Genomic DNA, 18,398 nt, shown 5'->3' with positions numbered 1-18,398 from the left:
GTGGCTTCACTGGCCTCAGCGGCTTCGATCAAGCAGGAGAGTGCAGTGCTCAAGGGATTCCGCGACTTCATGATGCGCGGCAACGTGGTCGACATGGCCGTCGGTGTGGTCATCGGTGCCGCCTTCACCGGAGTGGTGACCGGTTTCGTGTCGGCGTTCCTCACCCCGCTGGTGGGTGTGGTGGTCGGCGCCGCCGGCGACTTCAGCTCGTACAAGGCCAACCTGGGCGGGGTCATCTTCCCGTACGGGCAGTTCCTCAACGTGCTGATCGCGTTCCTCATGACCGCGGCGGTGCTGTACTTCTGCGTCGTGCTGCCGATGACCAAGGCCACCGCCCGCTACCTGCCGAAGAAGCCGAAGGCCCCGAAGCGCCCCTGCCCCGAGTGCCTGACCGAGATCCCCCAGGCGGCCCGCCGCTGCTCGGCGTGCACCGCCCACGTCGAGCCGCTGGTGTTCTCCGCCGGTCTGTGACCGCGGCCCGCGCGCCACGACGGCCTCCCCGGGGCCCCGTTTTGGCCCATCGGACGCACTGACGTAGGATGGACCGTCGGCTCACTCGTAGCGTGCTCCAGCACGCCCTCTTCCCCTTCGGGGGGTGGGGTGGACCCAGGTTCGCACGAGCGTTCCGCATACGGTAGCCGGTCCCGGAAGGTGGATCTCGCAGTTCATGGCTAAGAAGCAAGGCGCCATTGAGATCGAGGGCACCGTGATCGAGTCTCTTCCGAACGCGATGTTCAAGGTCGAGCTGCAGAACGGTCACAAGGTCCTCGCGCACATCAGTGGCAAGATGCGCATGCACTACATCCGCATCCTGCCGGACGACCGGGTCGTGGTGGAGCTCAGCCCCTACGACCTCACGCGTGGCCGGATCGTCTACCGCTACAAGTAAGAACGTCAGATCTAGACCCGGAGAACCTGAAGCATGAAGGTCAAGCCGAGCGTCAAGAAGATCTGCGACAAGTGCAAGGTGATCCGCCGTCACGGCCGGGTCATGGTGATCTGCGACAACCTGCGCCACAAGCAGCGCCAGGGCTGATCAGTTCTCCCCAGCATTTCTCGTAGTACTTCGCGCGACGCGAAAACGTCATAAGCGGGCTGCCCGATCCGTCCCTCGCGGGACGGACTGCCACCCCCGGTCAGAGGCCGGGGCTCCCACACCGTGAGGTGTCGGAGTAGGCAGCACGCAAGACCTCTGAAGAAACACAGGAGCCATGAATGGCACGCCTCGCCGGCGTTGATCTCCCCCGTGAGAAGCGGATCGAGATCGCCCTTACGTACGTGTACGGCATCGGTCGTACCCGCGCCCAGCACACCCTCGCCGAGACCGGCGTCAACCCGGATGTCCGCGTTCGCGACATCTCCGAGGAAGACCTCGTCAAGCTGGGTCAGTACATCGACGCCAACTTCACGGTCGAGGGTGACCTCCGCCGTGAGGTGGCCGCCGACATCCGCCGCAAGGTCGAGATCGGCTGCTACGAGGGTCTGCGTCACCGCCGCGGCCTGCCGGTCCGCGGTCAGCGCACCCACACCAACGCGCGTACCCGCAAGGGCCCGCGTCGCGCGATCGCCGGCAAGAAGAAGCCGGGCAAGAAGTAGTCCGTCCCGTCACCGGACATCCCTCCGGCCCGCGGGTCAGCGGACCGACCACCTCAGTAGGAGAACAGACTTATGCCCCCCAAGGGTCGTCAGGCTGCCGGCGCGAAGAAGATCCGCCGCAAGGAAAAGAAGAACGTCGCTCACGGCCACGCGCACATCAAGAGCACGTTCAACAACACCATCGTTTCGATCACCGACCCCGCGGGCAACGTGATCTCCTGGGCCTCTGCCGGCCACGTCGGCTTCAAGGGCTCGCGCAAGTCCACCCCGTTCGCCGCGCAGATGGCCGCCGAGGCCGCTGCCCGTCGCGCGCAGGAGCACGGCATGCGCAAGGTCGACGTCTTCGTGAAGGGTCCGGGCTCCGGCCGCGAGACCGCGATCCGTTCGCTCCAGGCCACCGGCCTGGAGGTCGGCTCGATCCAGGACGTCACCCCCACCCCGCACAACGGCTGCCGTCCGCCGAAGCGCCGCCGCGTCTGACGCAGCGCCTTCGGGCATCGGTGTTGCTTTAAACCACGTACGGGGTCCTGATTCTTGCGGGACCCCGTACGCTGGTTCTGTTCGGCATCAAATAGTGGGTGCCGAAGACAACTGGAGGATCTGAACATGCTGATCGCTCAGCGCCCCTCGCTGACCGAAGAGGTCGTCGACGAATTCCGCTCGCGGTTCGTGATCGAGCCGCTGGAGCCGGGCTTCGGCTACACCCTCGGCAACTCCCTTCGCCGCACGCTCCTCTCCTCGATCCCCGGTGCCGCTGTCACCAGCATCCGGGTCGACGGTGTCCTGCACGAGTTCACCACCGTGCCGGGCGTCAAGGAGGACGTCACCGACCTCATCCTCAACATCAAGCAGCTGGTCGTCTCCTCGGAGCACGACGAGCCGGTCGTGATGTACCTGCGCAAGCAGGGCCCGGGCGTGGTCACCGCCGCCGACATCGCGCCGCCGGCCGGTGTCGAGGTGCACAACCCCGAGCTGGTCCTCGCCACGCTGAACGGCAAGGGCAAGCTGGAGATGGAGCTGACCGTCGAGCGCGGTCGCGGCTACGTCTCCGCCGTGCAGAACAAGGCTTCCGGCCAGGAGATCGGCCGCATCCCGGTCGACTCGATCTACAGCCCCGTGCTGAAGGTCACCTACAAGGTCGAGGCCACCCGTGTCGAGCAGCGGACCGACTTCGACAAGCTGATCGTCGACGTCGAGACCAAGCCCGCCATGCGCCCGCGTGACGCCATGGCCTCGGCCGGCAAGACCCTGGTCGAGCTGTTCGGTCTCGCCCGCGAGCTGAACATCGACGCCGAGGGCATCGACATGGGCCCGTCCCCGACGGACGCCGCCCTGGCCGCCGATCTGGCGCTGCCGATCGAGGAGCTCGAGCTCACCGTTCGGTCGTACAACTGCCTCAAGCGCGAGGGCATCCACACCGTGGGTGAGCTCGTCGCCCGCTCCGAGGCCGACCTGCTCGACATCCGCAACTTCGGTGCGAAGTCGATCGACGAGGTCAAGGCGAAGCTGGCCGGCATGGGCCTGGCCCTCAAGGACAGCCCGCCCGGGTTCGACCCGACCGCCGCCGCCGACGCCTTCGGCGCCGACGACCTGGACGACGCGGGTTACGCGGAGACCGAGCAGTACTGAGCGTGATCCGGGGGACTTCCCCCGGACCCCCGTTTTGCTGGCGGGGGCGGTTCCCCGGAGCCGCCCCCACCATCATGAAAGTCGTACGGACACCGTGTCCGTACGCCCGCTGCGGTACCTGGTACGGCCGCAGTCGGAGATCCAAGGAGTAATTCCATGCCGCGTCCCACCAAGGGTGCCCGCCTCGGCGGCGGCCCGCACCACGAGCCGCTGCTGCTCGCCGGTCTGTGCCGGGAGCTGTTCCAGTACGGCCGCATCACCACGACCGAGGCCAAGGCCCGTCGGATGCGCCCGCTGGCGGAGAAGCTGATCACCAAGGCGAAGAAGGGCGACATCCACAACCGTCGTCTGGTTCGCAAGACGATCACCGACATCTCCGTGCTGCACACCCTCTTCACCGAGATCGCGCCGCGCTACGAGAACCGCCCGGGTGGCTACACCCGCATCACCAAGATCGGTGGCCGTCGTGGCGACAACGCCCCGATGGCCGTGATCGAGCTGGTCGAGGCGCTGACCGTCGCGCAGACCGCCGTCGGCGAGGCCGAGGGCGCCACCAAGCGCGCCGTCAAGGAGGCCGAGGCCAAGGTCGAGGAGACCAAGGTCGAGGACACCAAGGCCGACGAGGCCGAGGCCGAGCAGGCCTGACACCTTTGGGTGCAGTGCGGGCCCGCTCTCCCATTCCGTGGGGGAGCGGGCCCGTTCCTTCTGTCTGGAGTGAAGCAGTGGTCAACGATTGCGCCGAGCGGCCGCCGGTGAAGGACGGCCCGGCGGACGGGTACCTCCGGGTCCGGCTCGACCTCGCCTACCACGGGGCGGAGTTCTCCGGCTGGGCCCGCCAACGCGGTGGCCGCCGCACGGTGCAGGAGGAGATCGAGTCCGCGCTGCAGGTCGTCACCCGCAGCTCGGAGCTGTACCCGCTGACGGTCGCCGGACGGACCGACGCCGGCGTGCACGCGCGGGGTCAGGTCGCCCACGTCGACCTGCCGGCCGAGTTGTGGGCCGTGCACCGCGAGAAGCTGCTGCGCCGGCTGGCCGGGCGACTGCCCGGGGATGTGCGGATCTACCGCCTCGGCGAGGCGCCGGCCGGCTTCGACGCCCGTTTCTCCGCAATCTGGCGCCGCTACGCCTACCGGGTCGCCGACCACCCCGGCGGAGTGGACCCACTGCTGCGCGGCCACGTGCTCTGGCACGACCGGCCGCTGGACGTCGAGCGGATGAACGCGGCCGCCGCGCTGCTGCTGGGTGAGCACGACTTCGCCGCGTACTGCAAGAAGCGCGAGGGTGCGACGACCATCCGCACCCTGCTGGAGCTGCACTGGGACCGCGTCCCGGTCGACTCCTACGCCTCCCAGGAGGGCACGCTGGCGGTCGCCACCGTCCGCGCCGACGCCTTCTGCCACAACATGGTGCGGGCCCTGGTCGGCGCGATGCTGCTGGTCGGCGACGGGCACCGGCCGGTGGAGTTCCCGGGCGAGGTGCTGGCCGGCGGGGTGCGCAACTCCGCGGTCAACGTGATCCGGCCGTACGGGCTGACGCTGGAGGAGGTCGGCTACCCGGCGGACGACCAGCTCGCCGAGCGCAGCCGGCTGGCCCGCCGGGTCAGGACGCTGCCGGGGCAGCCGACCGTCGGGTAATCCGTTTTGGTCCTGGGCGGCGGCTTGGGAGAATCGTCCGCATGGGACACGTCGAGATTTCGCACCTTGAGTACTACCTGCCGGACGGGCGGGTGCTGTTCGACGACGCGTCCTTCCGGGTCGGCGAGGGCTCCGCGGTCGCGCTGGTGGGCGCCAACGGAGCTGGCAAGACCACCCTGCTGCGCATGATCGCGGGCGACCTCCAGCCGCACGGCGGTTCGGTGACGATCAGCGGCGGGCTCGGTGTGATGCGCCAGTTCGTCGGCACCACCGGCCGCGAGGCCAAGCAGGAGGACGAGGACCGGCAGGGTCCGGCCCCGCTGCCCGCCGACGCCTCCGTCCGCGACCTGCTGGTCTCGGTGGCCCCCGAGCGGATCGCCGTCGCGGCCCGCGCGGTCGACGCCGCCGAGCTGGCGATGATCGCCCAGGACGACGAGAAGACGCAGATGGCCTACGCCCAGGCGCTCTCCGACTGGGCGGACGTCGGTGGCTACGACTACGAGACCGACTGGGACGTCTGCACCACGGCCGCCCTCGGGATGCCCTTCGACAAGGCCCAGTGGCGCGGGCTGAACACCCTCTCCGGCGGCGAGCAGAAGCGCCTCGTGCTGGAGGCGCTGCTGCGCGGCCCCGAAGAGGTGCTGCTGCTGGACGAGCCGGACAACTACCTGGACGTCCCCGGCAAGCGCTGGCTGGAGGAGGCGATCAAGTCCACCTCCAAGACCGTGCTCTACATCTCGCACGACCGAGAGCTGCTCTCCCGCACCGCCGAGAAGATCATCAGCGTCGAGTCCGGTGCGGCCGGCAGCAGCGTCTGGGTCCACGGCGGCGGCTTCGACTCCTTCCACGAGGCACGCAAGGACCGCTTCGCCCGGTTCGAGGAGCTCGGCCGGCGCTGGGACGAGGAACACGCCAAGCTCAAGAAGCTGGTGGTCACCCTGCGTCAGGCGGCCTCGGTCAGCCACGCGCTGGCCACCCGCTACGCCGCGGCACAGACCCGGCTGAAGAAGTTCGAGGAGGCGGGCCGCCCGGAGGAGCCGCCGCGCGAGCAGAACATCACCATGCGGCTCAAGGGCGGCCGGACGGGCGTCCGGGCCTTCACCATCGAGCAGCTGGAGCTCACCGGCCTGATGAAGCCGTTCGACCTGGAGGTCTTCTACGGCGAGCGGATCGGCGTCCTGGGCTCCAACGGCTCGGGCAAGTCGCACTTCCTGCGGCTGCTCGCCGGCGACGGGACGGTCGCCCACAGCGGCCGGTGGAAGCTCGGCGCCCGCGTCGTGCCCGGCCACTTCCGGCAGACCCACGCCCACCCGGAGCTGTTCGGCCGCACGGTGCGCTCGATCGTTGAGGAGGAGCACGCGCTCAGCCGCGGCGCCGCGATGGGGGCGCTGCGCCGCTACGAGCTGGACCGCCAGGAGGAGCAGAAGTTCGAGTCGCTGTCCGGTGGCCAGCAGGCCCGGCTGATGATCCTCAAGCTCGAACTCGACGGGGTGACGGCCCTGTTGCTCGACGAGCCGACCGACAACCTGGACCTGGAGAGCGCCGAGGCGCTGCAGGCCGGCCTGGAGGCCTTCGACGGCACCGTGTTGTGCGTCACGCACGACCGCTGGTTCGCCAAGACCTTCGACCGCTTCCTGGTGTTCGGTGCGGACGGCCAGGTCTACGAGTCCGCGGAGCCGGTCTGGGACGTCAGCCGGGTCGAGCGCGAGCGCTGATCGGAGGCGTTGCCCGGCTCCGGCGCGAGCGCCGATCGGGGCCGTCCGGGCCGCTTTCCGGCCCGGTCGGCCCGAGGGGATTTTGACCCACCCCGGTGCGCCCAGTAGGCTGGGTGCTTGTTGTGCGTATTGGCTCGCTCTATCTCACGTGAGAGGTCGGTACGCCGGAGATATCAGGTCGACGACCCAGCGGCTCCCCTTGAATTGCGTCCAAGGCGGCCAGGCTGATGCGCTCGACCGGGTGCTCCTGTCAGGACTCACTCACTGAAAAGCAGAGGCTACGACCGTGCGTACGTACAGCCCCAAGCCCGGCGACGTCCAGCGTCAGTGGCACGTCATCGACGCGACCGACGTCGTGCTCGGCCGCCTGGCCTCCCAGGCCGCCAACATCCTCCGGGGTAAGCACAAGGCGATCTACGCGCCGCACGTTGACACCGGTGACTTCGTCATCATCATCAACGCGGACAAGGTGCACCTGTCGGGTAACAAGAAGACCCAGAAGCTGGCGTACCGCCACAGCGGCTTCCCGGGCGGTCTCCGCTCGGTCCGCTACGACGACCTCCTGGCGAACAACCCGGAGAAGGCCGTCGAGAAGGCCATCAAGGGCATGATCCCCAAGAACACCCTGGGTCGCCAGATGCTCTCGAAGCTGAAGGTCTACTCGGGCGACCAGCACCCCCACGCTGCCCAGCAGCCGGTGCCGTTCGAGATCACCCAGGTCGCGCAGTAACTCCGGCCACCTAGCCCCCCAACACTGAAAAGAGCTGAGGAACACCGTGGCCGAGACCACTGAAACCCTTGAGGTCGACTTCGACGAGACCGTCGTCGAGGGCGAGTACACCTCTGAGGAGAGCTACACCTCCGAGTCGCTGGCCGGCCGCTTCGGCGAGGCCGTCCCCGGCGCCGGCCTTGGCCGCCGCAAGGAGGCGATCGCCCGCGTGCGCATCGTCCCGGGCACCGGCGTGTGGAAGATCAACGGTCGCACCCTGGAGAACTACTTCCCCAACAAGGTGCACCAGCAGACCGTGAACGAGCCCTTCAAGCTGCTGGAGCTCGACGGTCGCTACGACGTCGTCGCCCGCATCTCGGGTGGCGGCACCTCCGGTCAGGCCTACGCGCTGCGCCTCGGTGTGGCCCGCGCCCTGAACGAGGCCGACGTGGACAACAACCGCGCCGCCCTCAAGAAGGCCGGCTTCCTGATGCGTGACGCCCGTGCCGTCGAGCGCAAGAAGGCCGGTCTCAAGAAGGCCCGTAAGGCCCCGCAGTACAGCAAGCGCTAGTCGCGCCCGAGGGGTGTGTGCCGCCCTGGTGCACACCCCTGGTTGCGCTCTCACGCCCCGGAGTACCCCGTGTACTCCGGGGCGTCGTGCTCCCCGGCCGTGGTGTGCAGGCCGGGGATTCGATCGAATGGACTGCCGGGTTTTACCTGCCAGCAGCGGTGATGGAGGACGGGACAGTGGGACGACTCTTCGGTACGGACGGCGTACGCGGTGTGGCCAACCAGGGGCTGACGGCGGAGCTGGCGCTCGGGCTGTCCGTCGCGGCGGCGCACGTTCTCGGTGAGGCGGGGGCCTTCGACGGCCACCGGCCGGTCGCGGTGGTCGGCCGCGACCCGCGCGCCTCGGGCGAGTTCCTGGAGGCCGCGGTCATCGCCGGCCTGGCCAGTGCGGGCGTCGACGTGCTGCGGGTCGGCGTGCTGCCCACCCCGGCGGTGGCCTACCTCACCGGCGCCCTCGGCGCCGACTTCGGCGTGATGCTCTCCGCCAGCCACAACGCCATGCCGGACAACGGCATCAAGTTCCTCGCCCGGGGCGGCCACAAGCTGGACGACCGGATCGAGGACGCCATCGAGGCGCACTACCGCACCCACACCGTCGGCGGCGAGGAGTGGAAGCGCCCCACCGGTGAGGCCGTCGGCCGCGTCCGCGAGTACACCGAGGGCTTCGACAAGTACGTCGCGCACCTGATCGGCGTGCTGCCCAACCGCCTGGACGGCATCCGGGTCGTCATCGACGGCGCGCACGGCGCGGCCGCCTACGTCGCGCCCGAGGCGTTCGCCCGGGCCGGCGCCGAGGTCGTCCACACCCTGGGGACCGAGCCCACCGGTCTGAACATCAACGACGGCGTCGGCTCCACCCACCTGGACCGGCTGCGCGCCGCGATGAAGGAGTACCAGGCCGACCTCGGTATCGCGCTCGACGGCGACGCCGACCGCTGCCTGGCCGCCGACGCGGAGGGCGACGAGGTCGACGGCGACCAGATCATCGCGATCCTGGCCGTCGCCATGAAGGAGGCCGGCACCCTGCGCGGCAACACGGCCGTCGCCACCGTGATGTCCAACCTGGGCTTCAAGCTGGCGATGGAGCGCGAGGGCGTGGAGCTGGTGCAGACCGCGGTCGGCGACCGCTACGTGCTGGAGGCGATGAAGGAGCACGGCTTCGCGCTCGGCGGCGAGCAGTCCGGCCACGTCATCCTGCTGGACCACGCCACCACCGGCGACGGCACCCTGACCGGCCTCATGCTGGGCGCCCGGCTGGCCGCCACCAAGCAGCCGCTCGCCGACCTGGCCGCCGTGATGACCCGGCTGCCGCAACTGCTGATCAACGTCAAGGGCGTGGACAAGAGCCGGGTGAACACCAGCCCCGAGCTGGCCGCGGCGGTTGCCGAGGCCGAGGCCGAGCTGGGCTCCACCGGCCGCGTGCTGCTGCGCTCCTCGGGCACCGAGCCGCTGGTCCGGGTGATGGTCGAGGCCGCCGACCAGGTGCAGGCCAAGGCCGTCGCCGAGCGGCTGGCCGAGGCGGTCCGTACGCACCTGGGCTGACGCCCGCGCACGCACAGGGCCCCCGCCGTTTCGTACGGCGGGGGCCCTGCGGCGTCGGGGGCGCTCAGAGTTTGCGCAGCAGCGCGCGGCGGACCTTGTGGTCCTGACCCTTCTGCAGGATCAGGGTGGCGCGGCCCCGGGTGGGCAGCACGTTCTCCAGCAGGTTGGGCTTGTTGATGGTGCGCCAGACCTGGCGGCCGTACTCCATCGCCTCCTCCTCCGGCACTTCGGTGAAGCGGCGGAAGTAGGAGTTCGGGTCCTGGAAGGCGGTCTGCCGCAGCTTGCGGAAGCGGTCCAGGTACCAGCTCTCGATGTCGTCGGTGCGGGCGTCGACGTAGATCGAGAAGTCGAAGTAGTCGGTCACCGCGAGCCTGGTCCGGCCGTCCGTGCCGGGCAGGGCCGGCTGGAGCACGTTCAGGCCCTCGACGATGAGGATGTCCGGGCGCTCCACGGTCAGCCGCTGGCCGGGCACGATGTCGTACACCAGGTGCGAGTAGACGGGGGCGGTGACCAGCTCCTTGCCGGCCTTCACGTCCGCCACGAAGCGCATCAGCGCGCGGCGGTCGTAGGACTCCGGGAAGCCCTTGCGGGCCATCAGGCCCCGCCGACGCAGCTCGGCATTGGGCAGCAGGAAGCCGTCGGTGGTGACCAGTGCGACCCGGGGGTGCTCGGGCCAGCGGGCCAGCAGCGCCTGCAGCAGGCGCGCCGTGGTGGACTTGCCGACCGCGACCGAGCCGGCCACGCCGATGATGAACGGCGTGCGGGTGCGCTCGGTGTCCGGAGTGTCCAGGAAGGTGCCCAGCGCGCCGCGCAGATCGTGCGTGGCGTGGATGTAGAGGTTCAGCAGGCGGGACAGCGGCAGATAGACGTCACGGACCTCGTCCAGGTCGAGGGCGGTGCCGAGGCCGCGCAGCCGTTCCACCTCCTCCGCGGTCAGCGGCAGCGGCGTACGCTCGCGCAGCGCGCTCCACTCGGCCCGGCTGAGGTCCACGTAGGGGGACGGCGACGGGCCGGGCGTGGCGGCGCCCCGCGTACAGAGTTCGGTCAGCACATGCTCCATTGTGGGCCGTAGCGGCGTTCACGGTGGCTGTGGTGTCGGTCACGCGCAGTGGGCGAAGCGTGCGAATGGGGCGTCTTGGGCGCCCTTATGCTGGCACGCATGTGCGGAATCGTTGGATACGTGGGCTCTCAGCCCGCTCTGGATGTAGTAATCGCAGGCCTGCAGCGACTGGAGTACCGGGGTTACGACTCGGCCGGTGTCGCGGTGCAGGTGCAGGGCTCCGACGGGCAGTGGAGCCTGGCCACCGACAAGCGGGCCGGCAAGCTCGCCAACCTGGAGAAGTCGCTCGCCGAGACCCCTCTTCCCGGCGGCACCACCGGCATCGGTCACACCCGCTGGGCCACCCACGGCGGCCCGACGGACGCCAATGCCCACCCTCACCTGGACGACGCCGTCCGGGTCGCCGTGGTCCACAACGGCATCATCGAGAACTTCGCCCAGCTGCGGGCGGAGCTGGCCGAGCGCGGCCACACGCTGCGCTCGGAGACCGACACCGAGGTCGTCGCGCACCTGCTGGCCGAGGTGTACGAGGGCGACCTCGCGGAGGCCATGCGGATCGTCTGCCGCCGGCTGGACGGCGCCTTCACCCTCGTCGCCGTGCACGCCGACGCGCCGGACGTCGTGGTCGGCGCGCGTCGCAACTCGCCGCTGGTGGTCGGGCGCGGCGACGGCGAGAACTTCCTCGCCTCCGACGTGGCCGCGTTCATCGCGCACACCCGTGAGGCGATCGAGCTCGGGCAGGACCAGGTCGTCGAGCTGCGCCGCGAAGGCGTCACGGTGACCGACTTCGACGGCAACCCGGCGGACGTGCGCGAGTACCACGTCGACTGGGACGCCTCGGCCGCCGAGAAGGGCGGCTACGACTACTTCATGCTCAAGGAGATCGCCGAGCAGCCGAAGGCCGTCGCCGACACCCTCCTCGGCCGGATCGGCACCGACGGCCGGCTCACCCTCGACGAGCTGCGGATCTCCGACGCCGACCTGCGTTCGGTGGACAAGGTCGTCATCGTCGCGTGCGGCACGGCCTTCCACGCCGGCATGATCGCCAAGTACGCGATCGAGCACTGGACCCGGATCCCGTGCGAGGTCGAGGTCGCCTCGGAGTTCCGTTACCGCGACCCGATCATGGGCCCGGGCACGCTGGTCATCGCCATCTCGCAGTCCGGCGAGACCATGGACACCCTGATGGCGCTGCGGCACGCGCGCGAGCAGAGCGCCAAGGTGCTGGCGATCTGCAACACCAACGGCTCGACCATCCCGCGCGAGTCGGACGCGGTGCTCTACACGCACGCCGGTCCGGAGGTGGCGGTCGCCTCCACCAAGGCGTTCCTGACCCAGCTGGTGGCCTGCTACCTGGTCGCGCTCTACCTGGGCCAGGTACGGGGCACCAAGTGGGGCGACGAGATCTTCGCCGTCATCAAGGAGCTCGGCGACGCCCCGCGACAGGTCGAGCAGGTGCTGGAGACCATGGAGCCGGTGCGCGAGCTGGCCCGCTCGCTGGCGGACGCCACCTCGGTGCTGTTCCTCGGCCGGCACGTCGGCTTCCCGGTGGCCCTGGAGGGCGCGCTCAAGCTCAAGGAGCTGGCGTACATGCACGCCGAGGGCTTCGCGGCGGGCGAGCTGAAGCACGGGCCGATCGCGCTGATCGAGGAGGGGCTGCCGGTCGTGGTGGTCGTGCCGTCGCCGCGCGGGCGGTCGATCCTGCACGACAAGATCGTCTCCAACATCCAGGAGATCCGGGCGCGCGGTGCGCGCACCATCGTCATCGCGGAGGAGGGCGACGAGGCGGTCGTCCCGTACGCGGATCACCTGATCCGCATCCCGGTGACGCCGACCCTGCTCCAGCCGCTGGTCTCCACCGTGCCGCTGCAGGTCTTCGCCTGCGAGCTGGCCACGGCCAAGGGCCACGAGGTCGACCAGCCGCGCAACCTGGCGAAGTCGGTCACCGTGGAGTAGTACCTCCGGGTGCCGTTCACGGCGCCCTCGGCCCGGTGCCCCTGCGGTGGCTGCGTCCTACCGCAGGGGCGCCGGCGTGTCGAGCGTGAAGGAGAACGGGGCGGGGAGGTCGAGGGGCTTGCCGAACTCGACCTGGCCACGGGTGATGTAGTCCTCGCCCTGCGGGGTGGTGAACAGCCTCACCTCGCCCTCGCCGCGGTCGACCGGCAGGTAGCAGGGGATACCCGCCGCGGCGTAGCCGTGGCGCTTGGGCCCGCGGTCCTTGTGCGGGTGGGTGGACGTCGTGCGGGTGGGTGGACGTCACCTCGAAGACGAGCAGGACCGCAGTCGTCGGAGCCCAGGAAGCCGCGTTCTCGAAGTGCCCGACCGGCTGACGGTGCCGTCCGGGACGTACCGGCCCCTCGGCGTGATCAGTCCCGTGTTGGGCGAGAGGTCGAGGTCGACCGCGGCCTTGCGGAAGAACGGCCTGGCGAGCAGCGAGAACGCGGTCTCGTGCGATCCGTCCGGCGGCGTCACGACGATCTCCCAGCTCCTGCCGCCCCAGCTCCTGCCGTTCCACGCGTGCGACACGGTGGGTGTACGGACCGACGCCGGTGGGGGGATCGAAGTGGTTGCCACTCGAAAGTGCCCCGCAAAGCCGGAGCAGCAGTCCGTGATCATCGGGGTCGGGAGCGATGTGGCGGGGATCGGCCGGTTCGCGGCGACGTTGGAGCGCACGCCGGGGCTGGCGGAGCGACTGTTCACGCTGTTCACGCCGTTCACGCCGGGGGAGCTGCGGCCGGGGTCGGGGCAACGGCGGGGTGGGGCCTCGCCGGCGGCGCGGTTCGCGGCGACGGAGGCGCCGGCCGAGGCGATCGGCGCGCCCGGCGGGCCGGTCTGGACCGACGCCGAGGTGGTGAGCGCCGACTCGGGCCGGTCGGTGCGGGTGGGCGGGACGGGTGGGCGGGACGGTCGCGGCGCGGGCGGCACAGCCGGGCGTCGTCTCGTGGCACGTGTCGCTCGGCCATGATGCGGGCGTAGCGTCGGCGGTAGTTGTCGCCGAGGGTTAGGGCTTTCGCATGCGCCGCGCTCACCGTGTCGAACAGGTCCGGGCCGCCGAGGCCGAACTGATGGCCCGACTGCCCGAGGGCACTCTGATGCAACGGGCCGCCGCAGGCCTCGCCGCCACCTGCGCCCGACTGCTGACGCGCCGGCGCGGCCGGGTGTACGGCAGCCGGGTGGTGGTGCTCGCGGGCAGCGGCGACAACGGGGGTGACGCACTGTACGCCGGCGCGGTGCTGGCCCGGCGCGGCGCGCGGGTGACGGCGGTGCTGCTCGCTCCCGGGCGTGCCCACGCGGACGGGTTGGCGGCGCTGCGGGCGGCGCGCGGCCGGGTGGTGCTGGAACAGGAAGTCGGCCTGGCCGACTTCTCGCGCGCCGACCTGGTGCTGGACGGCATCGTCGGGATCGGTGGGCGGGGTGGCCTGCGCCCGGAGGCGGAGCCGTACGCGCGGGCCGGGCGGCGCGGCGTGGTGGTGGCGGTGGACGTGCCCAGCGGGGTGGACGCCGACACCGGCGAGGTGACGGGTCCGGCGCTACGGGCGGACGTCACGGTCTGCTTCGGCACGTACAAGCCGGGGCTGCTGATCGACCCGGGTGCCTCGTACGCCGGCGCGGTGCAGTTGGTGGGGATCGGGCTGGAACTGCCGACGGCGGAGGTGGAGGCCCTGCAGCACGCCGAGGTCGCGGCGCTGCTGCCGGTCCCGGGAGCGGAGAGCGACAAGTACCGGCGCGGCGTCGTCGGGGTGGCGGCCGGTTCGGCGACGTACCCCGGGGCGGCGCTGCTGGCGGTCGCCGGCGCGCTGCACGGCGGGGCGGGCGCGGTGCGGTACGTCGGGACGGCCGCCGAGGAGGTGGTGCGACGGTTCCCGGAGGTCCTGGTCACCGAGGGCGGGCCGGCCGGAGCCGGGCGGGTGCAGGCCTGGGTGGTCGGCCCGGGCGGCGGAGAGGGAGCCCGGCAGGCGCTCGGCGAGGCGCTGGCCAGCGACGTGCCCGTCCTGGTGGACGCGGACGGGCTCACCGAACTGGGCCGGCTCGGCCCGCAGGCCCTGGCCGGGCGGACGGCGCCCACGCTGCTCACCCCGCACACCGGGGAGGCGGCCCGGCTGCTGGCGGGAGCGGAGGCGGGGGACAGCGCACCGCCGGCCGCCGACGACCTGGCCGCCTCCCGGCTGGCCACCGCGCGCCGGCTCGCCGCCGCGTATCGGGCGACGGTGCTGCTGAAGGGCTCCACCACGGTGATCGCCGACCCGGGGGGCGCGGTGCGGGTCAATCCGACCGGGACGTCGTGGCTGGCGACGGCCGGGAGCGGCGACGTGCTCGCCGGGCTGGCCGGCTCCCTGCTGGCTACGGGCCTGCCCGTGCTGGACGCGGCCTCGGTGGCCGCCTACCTGCACGGCCTGGCAGGCCGCCACCCGGCGGGCGCGGGGGGCGTACTTGATGTGGCCGGTGCAGCGGGTGCGCCGGTCACGGCGTTGCAGGTGGCCGCCGCTCTGCCGGTGGTCTGGCGCGAGGTGCGGGCCTCGGCGGAGGAATAGACCGACCGGTCTACATAATTCTGGGGCGGCTGGGGGAGTAGGAAGTCGGGTGGGTCGACTTCTCGCGGGGGGATGGTGCTGGCGGGTAGTGCTGCGGGCTGGGTGGGAATGTAGACCGGTCTACATATTTGGTCCGGTGGGGCGGCGGGCGGACCTCGGGGGGAGGTGGTGGGCCGGCTGAGTGGAGTGGGAAGTCGGCCGGGTCGACTTCCTGTGCGGGGGCGAGGGTGGCGGTCGGCCGTAGAGGTAGACCGGTCTACATATTGAGGTCCCGGATGCGCTCGGCGGGTGAGGGGCTTGGCGGAGGGTCTTCGCCTGGGCGGAGTGGGAAGTCGGCTGGGTCGACTTTTCGTGCGGGGGTCGGGGGGCGGGGGTGGGGGCGGTGGTGAGGCCGGCGTTGGAGGCCGCGCGCTGATGTAGACCGGTCTACATATTTGAGTGGGACGGGTGCCCGGCCGGGTCCCGGGCAGTGGGCGGTTCGGCCGACCGGCGGGCTCCGCGCGTTGCGCCCGCCCTCCCCGCCCTCCCCGCACTTCCTGCCTTCCGCCCTCCTCCGCTGCACCCCCTCCCCTCCCGCTCCGGGGAACCGGTGGTGCTTCGGGGGCGTCCGGGACGAGGTGGTGGGGTGTACGGGCCGGTCGGCGGGTGGGCGCCGGTCCGCCGCGCCGACGGGCCGTTCGGCGAGGACGATGAGACGTCTGGGAGACTGACCCTGATGACAACTGCGAACACGACCGGCACGGCCACCCTCACCGACGGCGTCCGGGCCGAGGCGACCATCGATCTGGCCGCCCTGCGCGGCAACCTCGCCGCGCTGCGCGAGCGCGTCGGCGCCGCCACGGTGATGGCCACGGTCAAGGCGGACGCCTACGGCCACGGCGCGGTCCGCTGTGCCCGCGAGGCGGTCGCCGCGGGCATCGGGTGGCTGGGTACGGCGCTCCCGCAGGAGGCGCTGGCCCTGCGCGCCGCCGGGATCCGTCCCGACCAGGCTCGCATCCTCTGCTGGCTCTGGACCCCGGGCGGCCCCTGGCGCGAGGCGCTGCTCGCCGACGTCGACGTCTCCGTCAGCGCCCAGTGGGCACTGGACGAGCTGCTCGCCGCCGTCCGGGCGACCGGCGTCCCGGCCAGGGTGCACCTGAAGGCCGACACCGGCCTCGGTCGCAACGGCTGCCAGCCGCACGACTGGCCCGAGCTGGTCGCCGCGGCCCGCCGTGCCGAGTCCGAGGGCCTGCTCGCGGTGGTCGGCGTCTGGTCGCACTTCGCGGCGGCCGACGAGCCGGGCCACCCCTCCGTCCAGGCCCAGCTGGACGCGTTCCGCGAGGCGCTGGCGTACGCCGAGGCGGCCGGGCTGCGCCCTGCGGTCCGCCACCTCGCCAACTCGCCGGCCACCCTGCTGCTCCCGCAGTCGCACTACGACATGGTCCGTACCGGTCTGGCGATGTACGGGCTCTCGCCCGTCCCGGAGGTCGGGTCGCCGGCCGATTTCGGGCTGCGCCCGGTGATGGCGTTGACCGCCCGGCTGGCGCTGGTCAAGCACGTCCCGGGTGGGCACGGCGTCAGCTACGGCCACCACTACACGACGCCGGGCCCGACCACCCTGGGCCTGGTCCCGGTCGGCTACAGCGACGGCATCCCCCGGCACGCCAGCGGCACCGGCCCGGTGCAGATCGCCGGCAAGTGGCGCACGGTGGCCGGCCGGGTCGCGATGGACCAGTTCGTCGTCGACCTCGGCGGGGACACCCCCGCGGTCGGTGACGAGGTGCTGCTGTTCGGCAACGGCGAGCAGGGCGAACCGACCGCCGAGGACTGGGGCCGGGCCTGCGGCACCATCTCCTACGAGATCGTGACCCGGATCGGTGCCCGGGTGCCGCGCCGCTACGTCGGTGCGATCGCCGAGGGCCCGGCCGTATGAGCGAGGAGGCCGGCTCCGGCTCGGTCGCGGCGGTGGCCAAGGCAGCGAGTGCGGCCTCCGGAGTGAGCCGGGCCGGCCTGATCGGCATCTCGGTCGGCGTGGTCGCGGCCGGTGCGGCCGCCGGCGTGGCGATTGAGCGGCTCACCGTCAGTCGGGCGACCCGCCGCCGGGCGCGCGCGGAGCTGGATGCCAACGCCCCGTACGGCTCGCTGCGCGGGCGTCCGCGCACGGTGGCCGCCGCGGACGGCACCGAGCTGTACGTCGAGCTGGACGGCACCGGTTGGCCCGACCCCGTCCGGGTGCGCCCCGAGGCCCCGGCACCCGGCGAGGACGCGACGGACGGCGAAACCGGGCCCGGTGCCGGTACCGGCCGCCGCGGCTGGTTCGTCCGCCGTCGGGGGGACGGCGCCGGGAGCGGCGAGGAGCCGGTCGACCGCAGCGGACTGCCCGGCCTGCTGGGCGGCTCCGGCGCGCTGGTGCGGGCCGGTCGACGGTCGGGCCTCGGCCCCGCCGCCGTCGCCCGACGCGAGCCGCTGACCGTGATCTTCTGCCACGGCTACTGCCTCAACCAGGACAGCTGGCACTTCCAGCGGGCCGCGCTGCGCGAGGGCGTGCGGTTGGTCTTCTGGGACCAGCGCAGCCATGGCCGGTCCGAGCGCTCCCGCTCGTACCTGGCCGGTGAGCCCGCGAGCATCGACCAACTGGGCGGGGACCTCAGGGCGGTGATCGAAGCCGTCGCGCCGACCGGCCCGCTCGTCCTGGTCGGTCACTCGATGGGCGGCATGACGGTGATGGCGCTGGCCGACCAGGACCCGGAGCTGTTCCGGGAGCGGGTCGCCGGGGTCGCGCTGATCGGCACGCTGGCGGGGGACTGGGAGGCCGTGACGCTCGGTCTGCCGGCGGTCGGCGCCAAGCTGTTCAAGAAGGTCGCGCCCGGGGTGATGAAGCTCCTCGGCCGTCAGGTCGAGCTGGTGGAGGCGACCCGGCGACTGGGCGCGGACGTCAGCGCCGTCTTCTACCGGAGGTTCTCCTTCGGCGGGAAGGACGTCGACCCGGGTGTGGTCCGGTTCGCCGAACAACTGCTGGACGCCACCCCGATCGACGTGGTGGCCGAGTTCTACCCGGTCTTCGGTGCGCACGAGAAGACCGCCGCGCTGGCGGCCCTGCGGGGCATCCCCACGCTGGTGCTCGCCGGTACCAAGGACCTGCTGACCCCGCCCGCGCACAGCGAGGCGATGGCCGAGCAGCTGCCCGGCGCCGAGCTGCTCCTGGTGGAGGACGCCGGGCACCTGGTGATGCTGGAGCGCCCCGACCTCGTCGACCAGCGCCTGGTCGCCCTGCTCAAGCAGGCGGTCGACCGCCGCGGCGCGGCGCCGCTGCCGCCCTCGCTGGGGGAGTCGGAGTAGCCGCTCCGGTGGCCCGGGCGCGGGATCCGGACGTGGCAGGGGCGCGCCGGGAACGGGGATCGGAGCGAGCACCGTGGCGCGGGCCTGGAACCT

17 protein-coding genes and 2 pseudogenes are annotated in these 18,398 nt (G+C 71.6%); 17 read left to right on the top strand and 2 right to left on the bottom strand.

The features are described from left to right. Positions 1–45: 45 nt before the first annotated feature. From mscL to glmM, 12 genes are all read left to right on the top strand, one after another. Positions 46–471, top strand: coding sequence for a large conductance mechanosensitive channel protein MscL (mscL, locus tag AB0J08_RS13125; protein ID WP_360631615.1), 426 nt, complete (start codon positions 46–48; stop codon positions 469–471). 196 nt (positions 472–667) lie between these two features. Beyond that, a complete protein-coding gene (gene infA, locus AB0J08_RS13120) occupies positions 668–889 on the top strand; it encodes a translation initiation factor IF-1 (protein ID WP_003956442.1) in 222 nt (73 codons plus the stop codon). A 33-nt stretch (positions 890–922) separates the two neighbouring features. Then, positions 923–1,036 carry a 50S ribosomal protein L36 gene (gene rpmJ / locus AB0J08_RS13115; RefSeq protein WP_003956441.1) on the top strand — a complete coding sequence of 38 codons (114 nt, stop codon included), beginning with the start codon at positions 923–925 and terminating at the stop codon, positions 1,034–1,036. Between the two features lie 179 nt (positions 1,037–1,215). Beyond that, positions 1,216–1,596, top strand: a complete 381-nt coding sequence (gene rpsM / locus AB0J08_RS13110) for a 30S ribosomal protein S13 (protein WP_360631611.1) — start codon at positions 1,216–1,218, stop codon at positions 1,594–1,596. A gap of 72 nt (positions 1,597–1,668) precedes the next feature. Then, on the top strand, positions 1,669–2,076 hold the full coding sequence (gene rpsK / locus AB0J08_RS13105) for a 30S ribosomal protein S11 (RefSeq protein ID WP_030232513.1): 408 nt from the start codon (positions 1,669–1,671) through the stop codon (positions 2,074–2,076). Between the two features lie 126 nt (positions 2,077–2,202). Then, positions 2,203–3,225 carry a DNA-directed RNA polymerase subunit alpha gene (locus tag AB0J08_RS13100; RefSeq protein ID WP_030232516.1) on the top strand — a complete coding sequence of 341 codons (1,023 nt, stop codon included), beginning with the start codon at positions 2,203–2,205 and terminating at the stop codon, positions 3,223–3,225. 156 nt (positions 3,226–3,381) lie between these two features. Continuing rightward, positions 3,382–3,870: a 50S ribosomal protein L17 gene (rplQ, locus tag AB0J08_RS13095; protein WP_360631608.1), complete on the top strand. Its 489-nt coding sequence runs from the start codon at positions 3,382–3,384 to the stop codon at positions 3,868–3,870. A 77-nt stretch (positions 3,871–3,947) separates the two neighbouring features. Continuing rightward, on the top strand, positions 3,948–4,859 hold the full coding sequence (gene truA, locus AB0J08_RS13090) for a tRNA pseudouridine(38-40) synthase TruA (protein WP_360631605.1): 912 nt from the start codon (positions 3,948–3,950) through the stop codon (positions 4,857–4,859). A gap of 41 nt (positions 4,860–4,900) precedes the next feature. After that, a complete protein-coding gene (locus AB0J08_RS13085; RefSeq protein WP_360631602.1) occupies positions 4,901–6,574 on the top strand; it encodes an ATP-binding cassette domain-containing protein in 1,674 nt (557 codons plus the stop codon). Positions 6,575–6,860: 286 nt separating this feature from the next. Continuing rightward, positions 6,861–7,304, top strand: coding sequence for a 50S ribosomal protein L13 (gene rplM / locus AB0J08_RS13080; protein ID WP_329488106.1), 444 nt, complete (start codon positions 6,861–6,863; stop codon positions 7,302–7,304). Positions 7,305–7,350: 46 nt separating this feature from the next. Next, positions 7,351–7,854 (top strand): 30S ribosomal protein S9, encoded by a 504-nt coding sequence (rpsI, locus tag AB0J08_RS13075; RefSeq protein ID WP_148644401.1) that lies wholly within the window; start codon positions 7,351–7,353, stop codon positions 7,852–7,854. Between the two features lie 176 nt (positions 7,855–8,030). Beyond that, positions 8,031–9,395: a phosphoglucosamine mutase gene (gene glmM, locus AB0J08_RS13070; protein WP_360631599.1), complete on the top strand. Its 1,365-nt coding sequence runs from the start codon at positions 8,031–8,033 to the stop codon at positions 9,393–9,395. Between the two features lie 64 nt (positions 9,396–9,459). Here glmM and coaA read toward each other — a convergent pair whose 3' ends face one another. After that, a complete protein-coding gene (coaA, locus tag AB0J08_RS13065) occupies positions 9,460–10,455 on the bottom strand; it encodes a type I pantothenate kinase (RefSeq protein ID WP_360631596.1) in 996 nt (331 codons plus the stop codon). A gap of 99 nt (positions 10,456–10,554) precedes the next feature. On the opposite strand from coaA, the gene glmS reads away from it, so the two are divergent. Continuing rightward, on the top strand, positions 10,555–12,411 hold the full coding sequence (glmS, locus tag AB0J08_RS13060) for a glutamine--fructose-6-phosphate transaminase (isomerizing) (protein ID WP_360631593.1): 1,857 nt from the start codon (positions 10,555–10,557) through the stop codon (positions 12,409–12,411). Between the two features lie 57 nt (positions 12,412–12,468). On the opposite strand, the pseudogene AB0J08_RS13055 reads toward glmS, so the two are convergent. Further along, positions 12,469–12,669, bottom strand: a pseudogene (locus AB0J08_RS13055) (Uma2 family endonuclease); the annotation flags it as partial. Between the two features lie 394 nt (positions 12,670–13,063). Between AB0J08_RS13055 and AB0J08_RS13050 the strand changes: the two are divergent. The 4 genes and pseudogenes from AB0J08_RS13050 (at position 13,064) to AB0J08_RS13035 (ending at position 18,305) form a co-directional block, all read left to right on the top strand. Beyond that, positions 13,064–13,460: pseudogene (locus AB0J08_RS13050) on the top strand (holo-ACP synthase). 9 nt (positions 13,461–13,469) lie between these two features. Beyond that, positions 13,470–14,987 carry an NAD(P)H-hydrate dehydratase gene (locus AB0J08_RS13045; protein ID WP_360631590.1) on the top strand — a complete coding sequence of 506 codons (1,518 nt, stop codon included), beginning with the start codon at positions 13,470–13,472 and terminating at the stop codon, positions 14,985–14,987. Between the two features lie 715 nt (positions 14,988–15,702). Next, positions 15,703–16,899 carry an alanine racemase gene (alr, locus tag AB0J08_RS13040; RefSeq protein ID WP_360631587.1) on the top strand — a complete coding sequence of 399 codons (1,197 nt, stop codon included), beginning with the start codon at positions 15,703–15,705 and terminating at the stop codon, positions 16,897–16,899. After that, positions 16,896–18,305: an alpha/beta hydrolase gene (locus AB0J08_RS13035; RefSeq protein ID WP_360631584.1), complete on the top strand. Its 1,410-nt coding sequence runs from the start codon at positions 16,896–16,898 to the stop codon at positions 18,303–18,305. The genes alr and AB0J08_RS13035 overlap by 4 nt, the downstream gene beginning before the upstream one ends. Positions 18,306–18,398 lie beyond the last annotated feature (93 nt).

The organism is Kitasatospora sp. NPDC050463 (assembly GCF_040655255.1).
In the GTDB taxonomy this organism is placed as follows: domain Bacteria; phylum Actinomycetota; class Actinomycetes; order Streptomycetales; family Streptomycetaceae; genus Kitasatospora.
The sequence above is the reverse complement of the archived record's forward strand: the minus strand, read 5'-3'. Positions and strand labels throughout refer to the sequence as shown.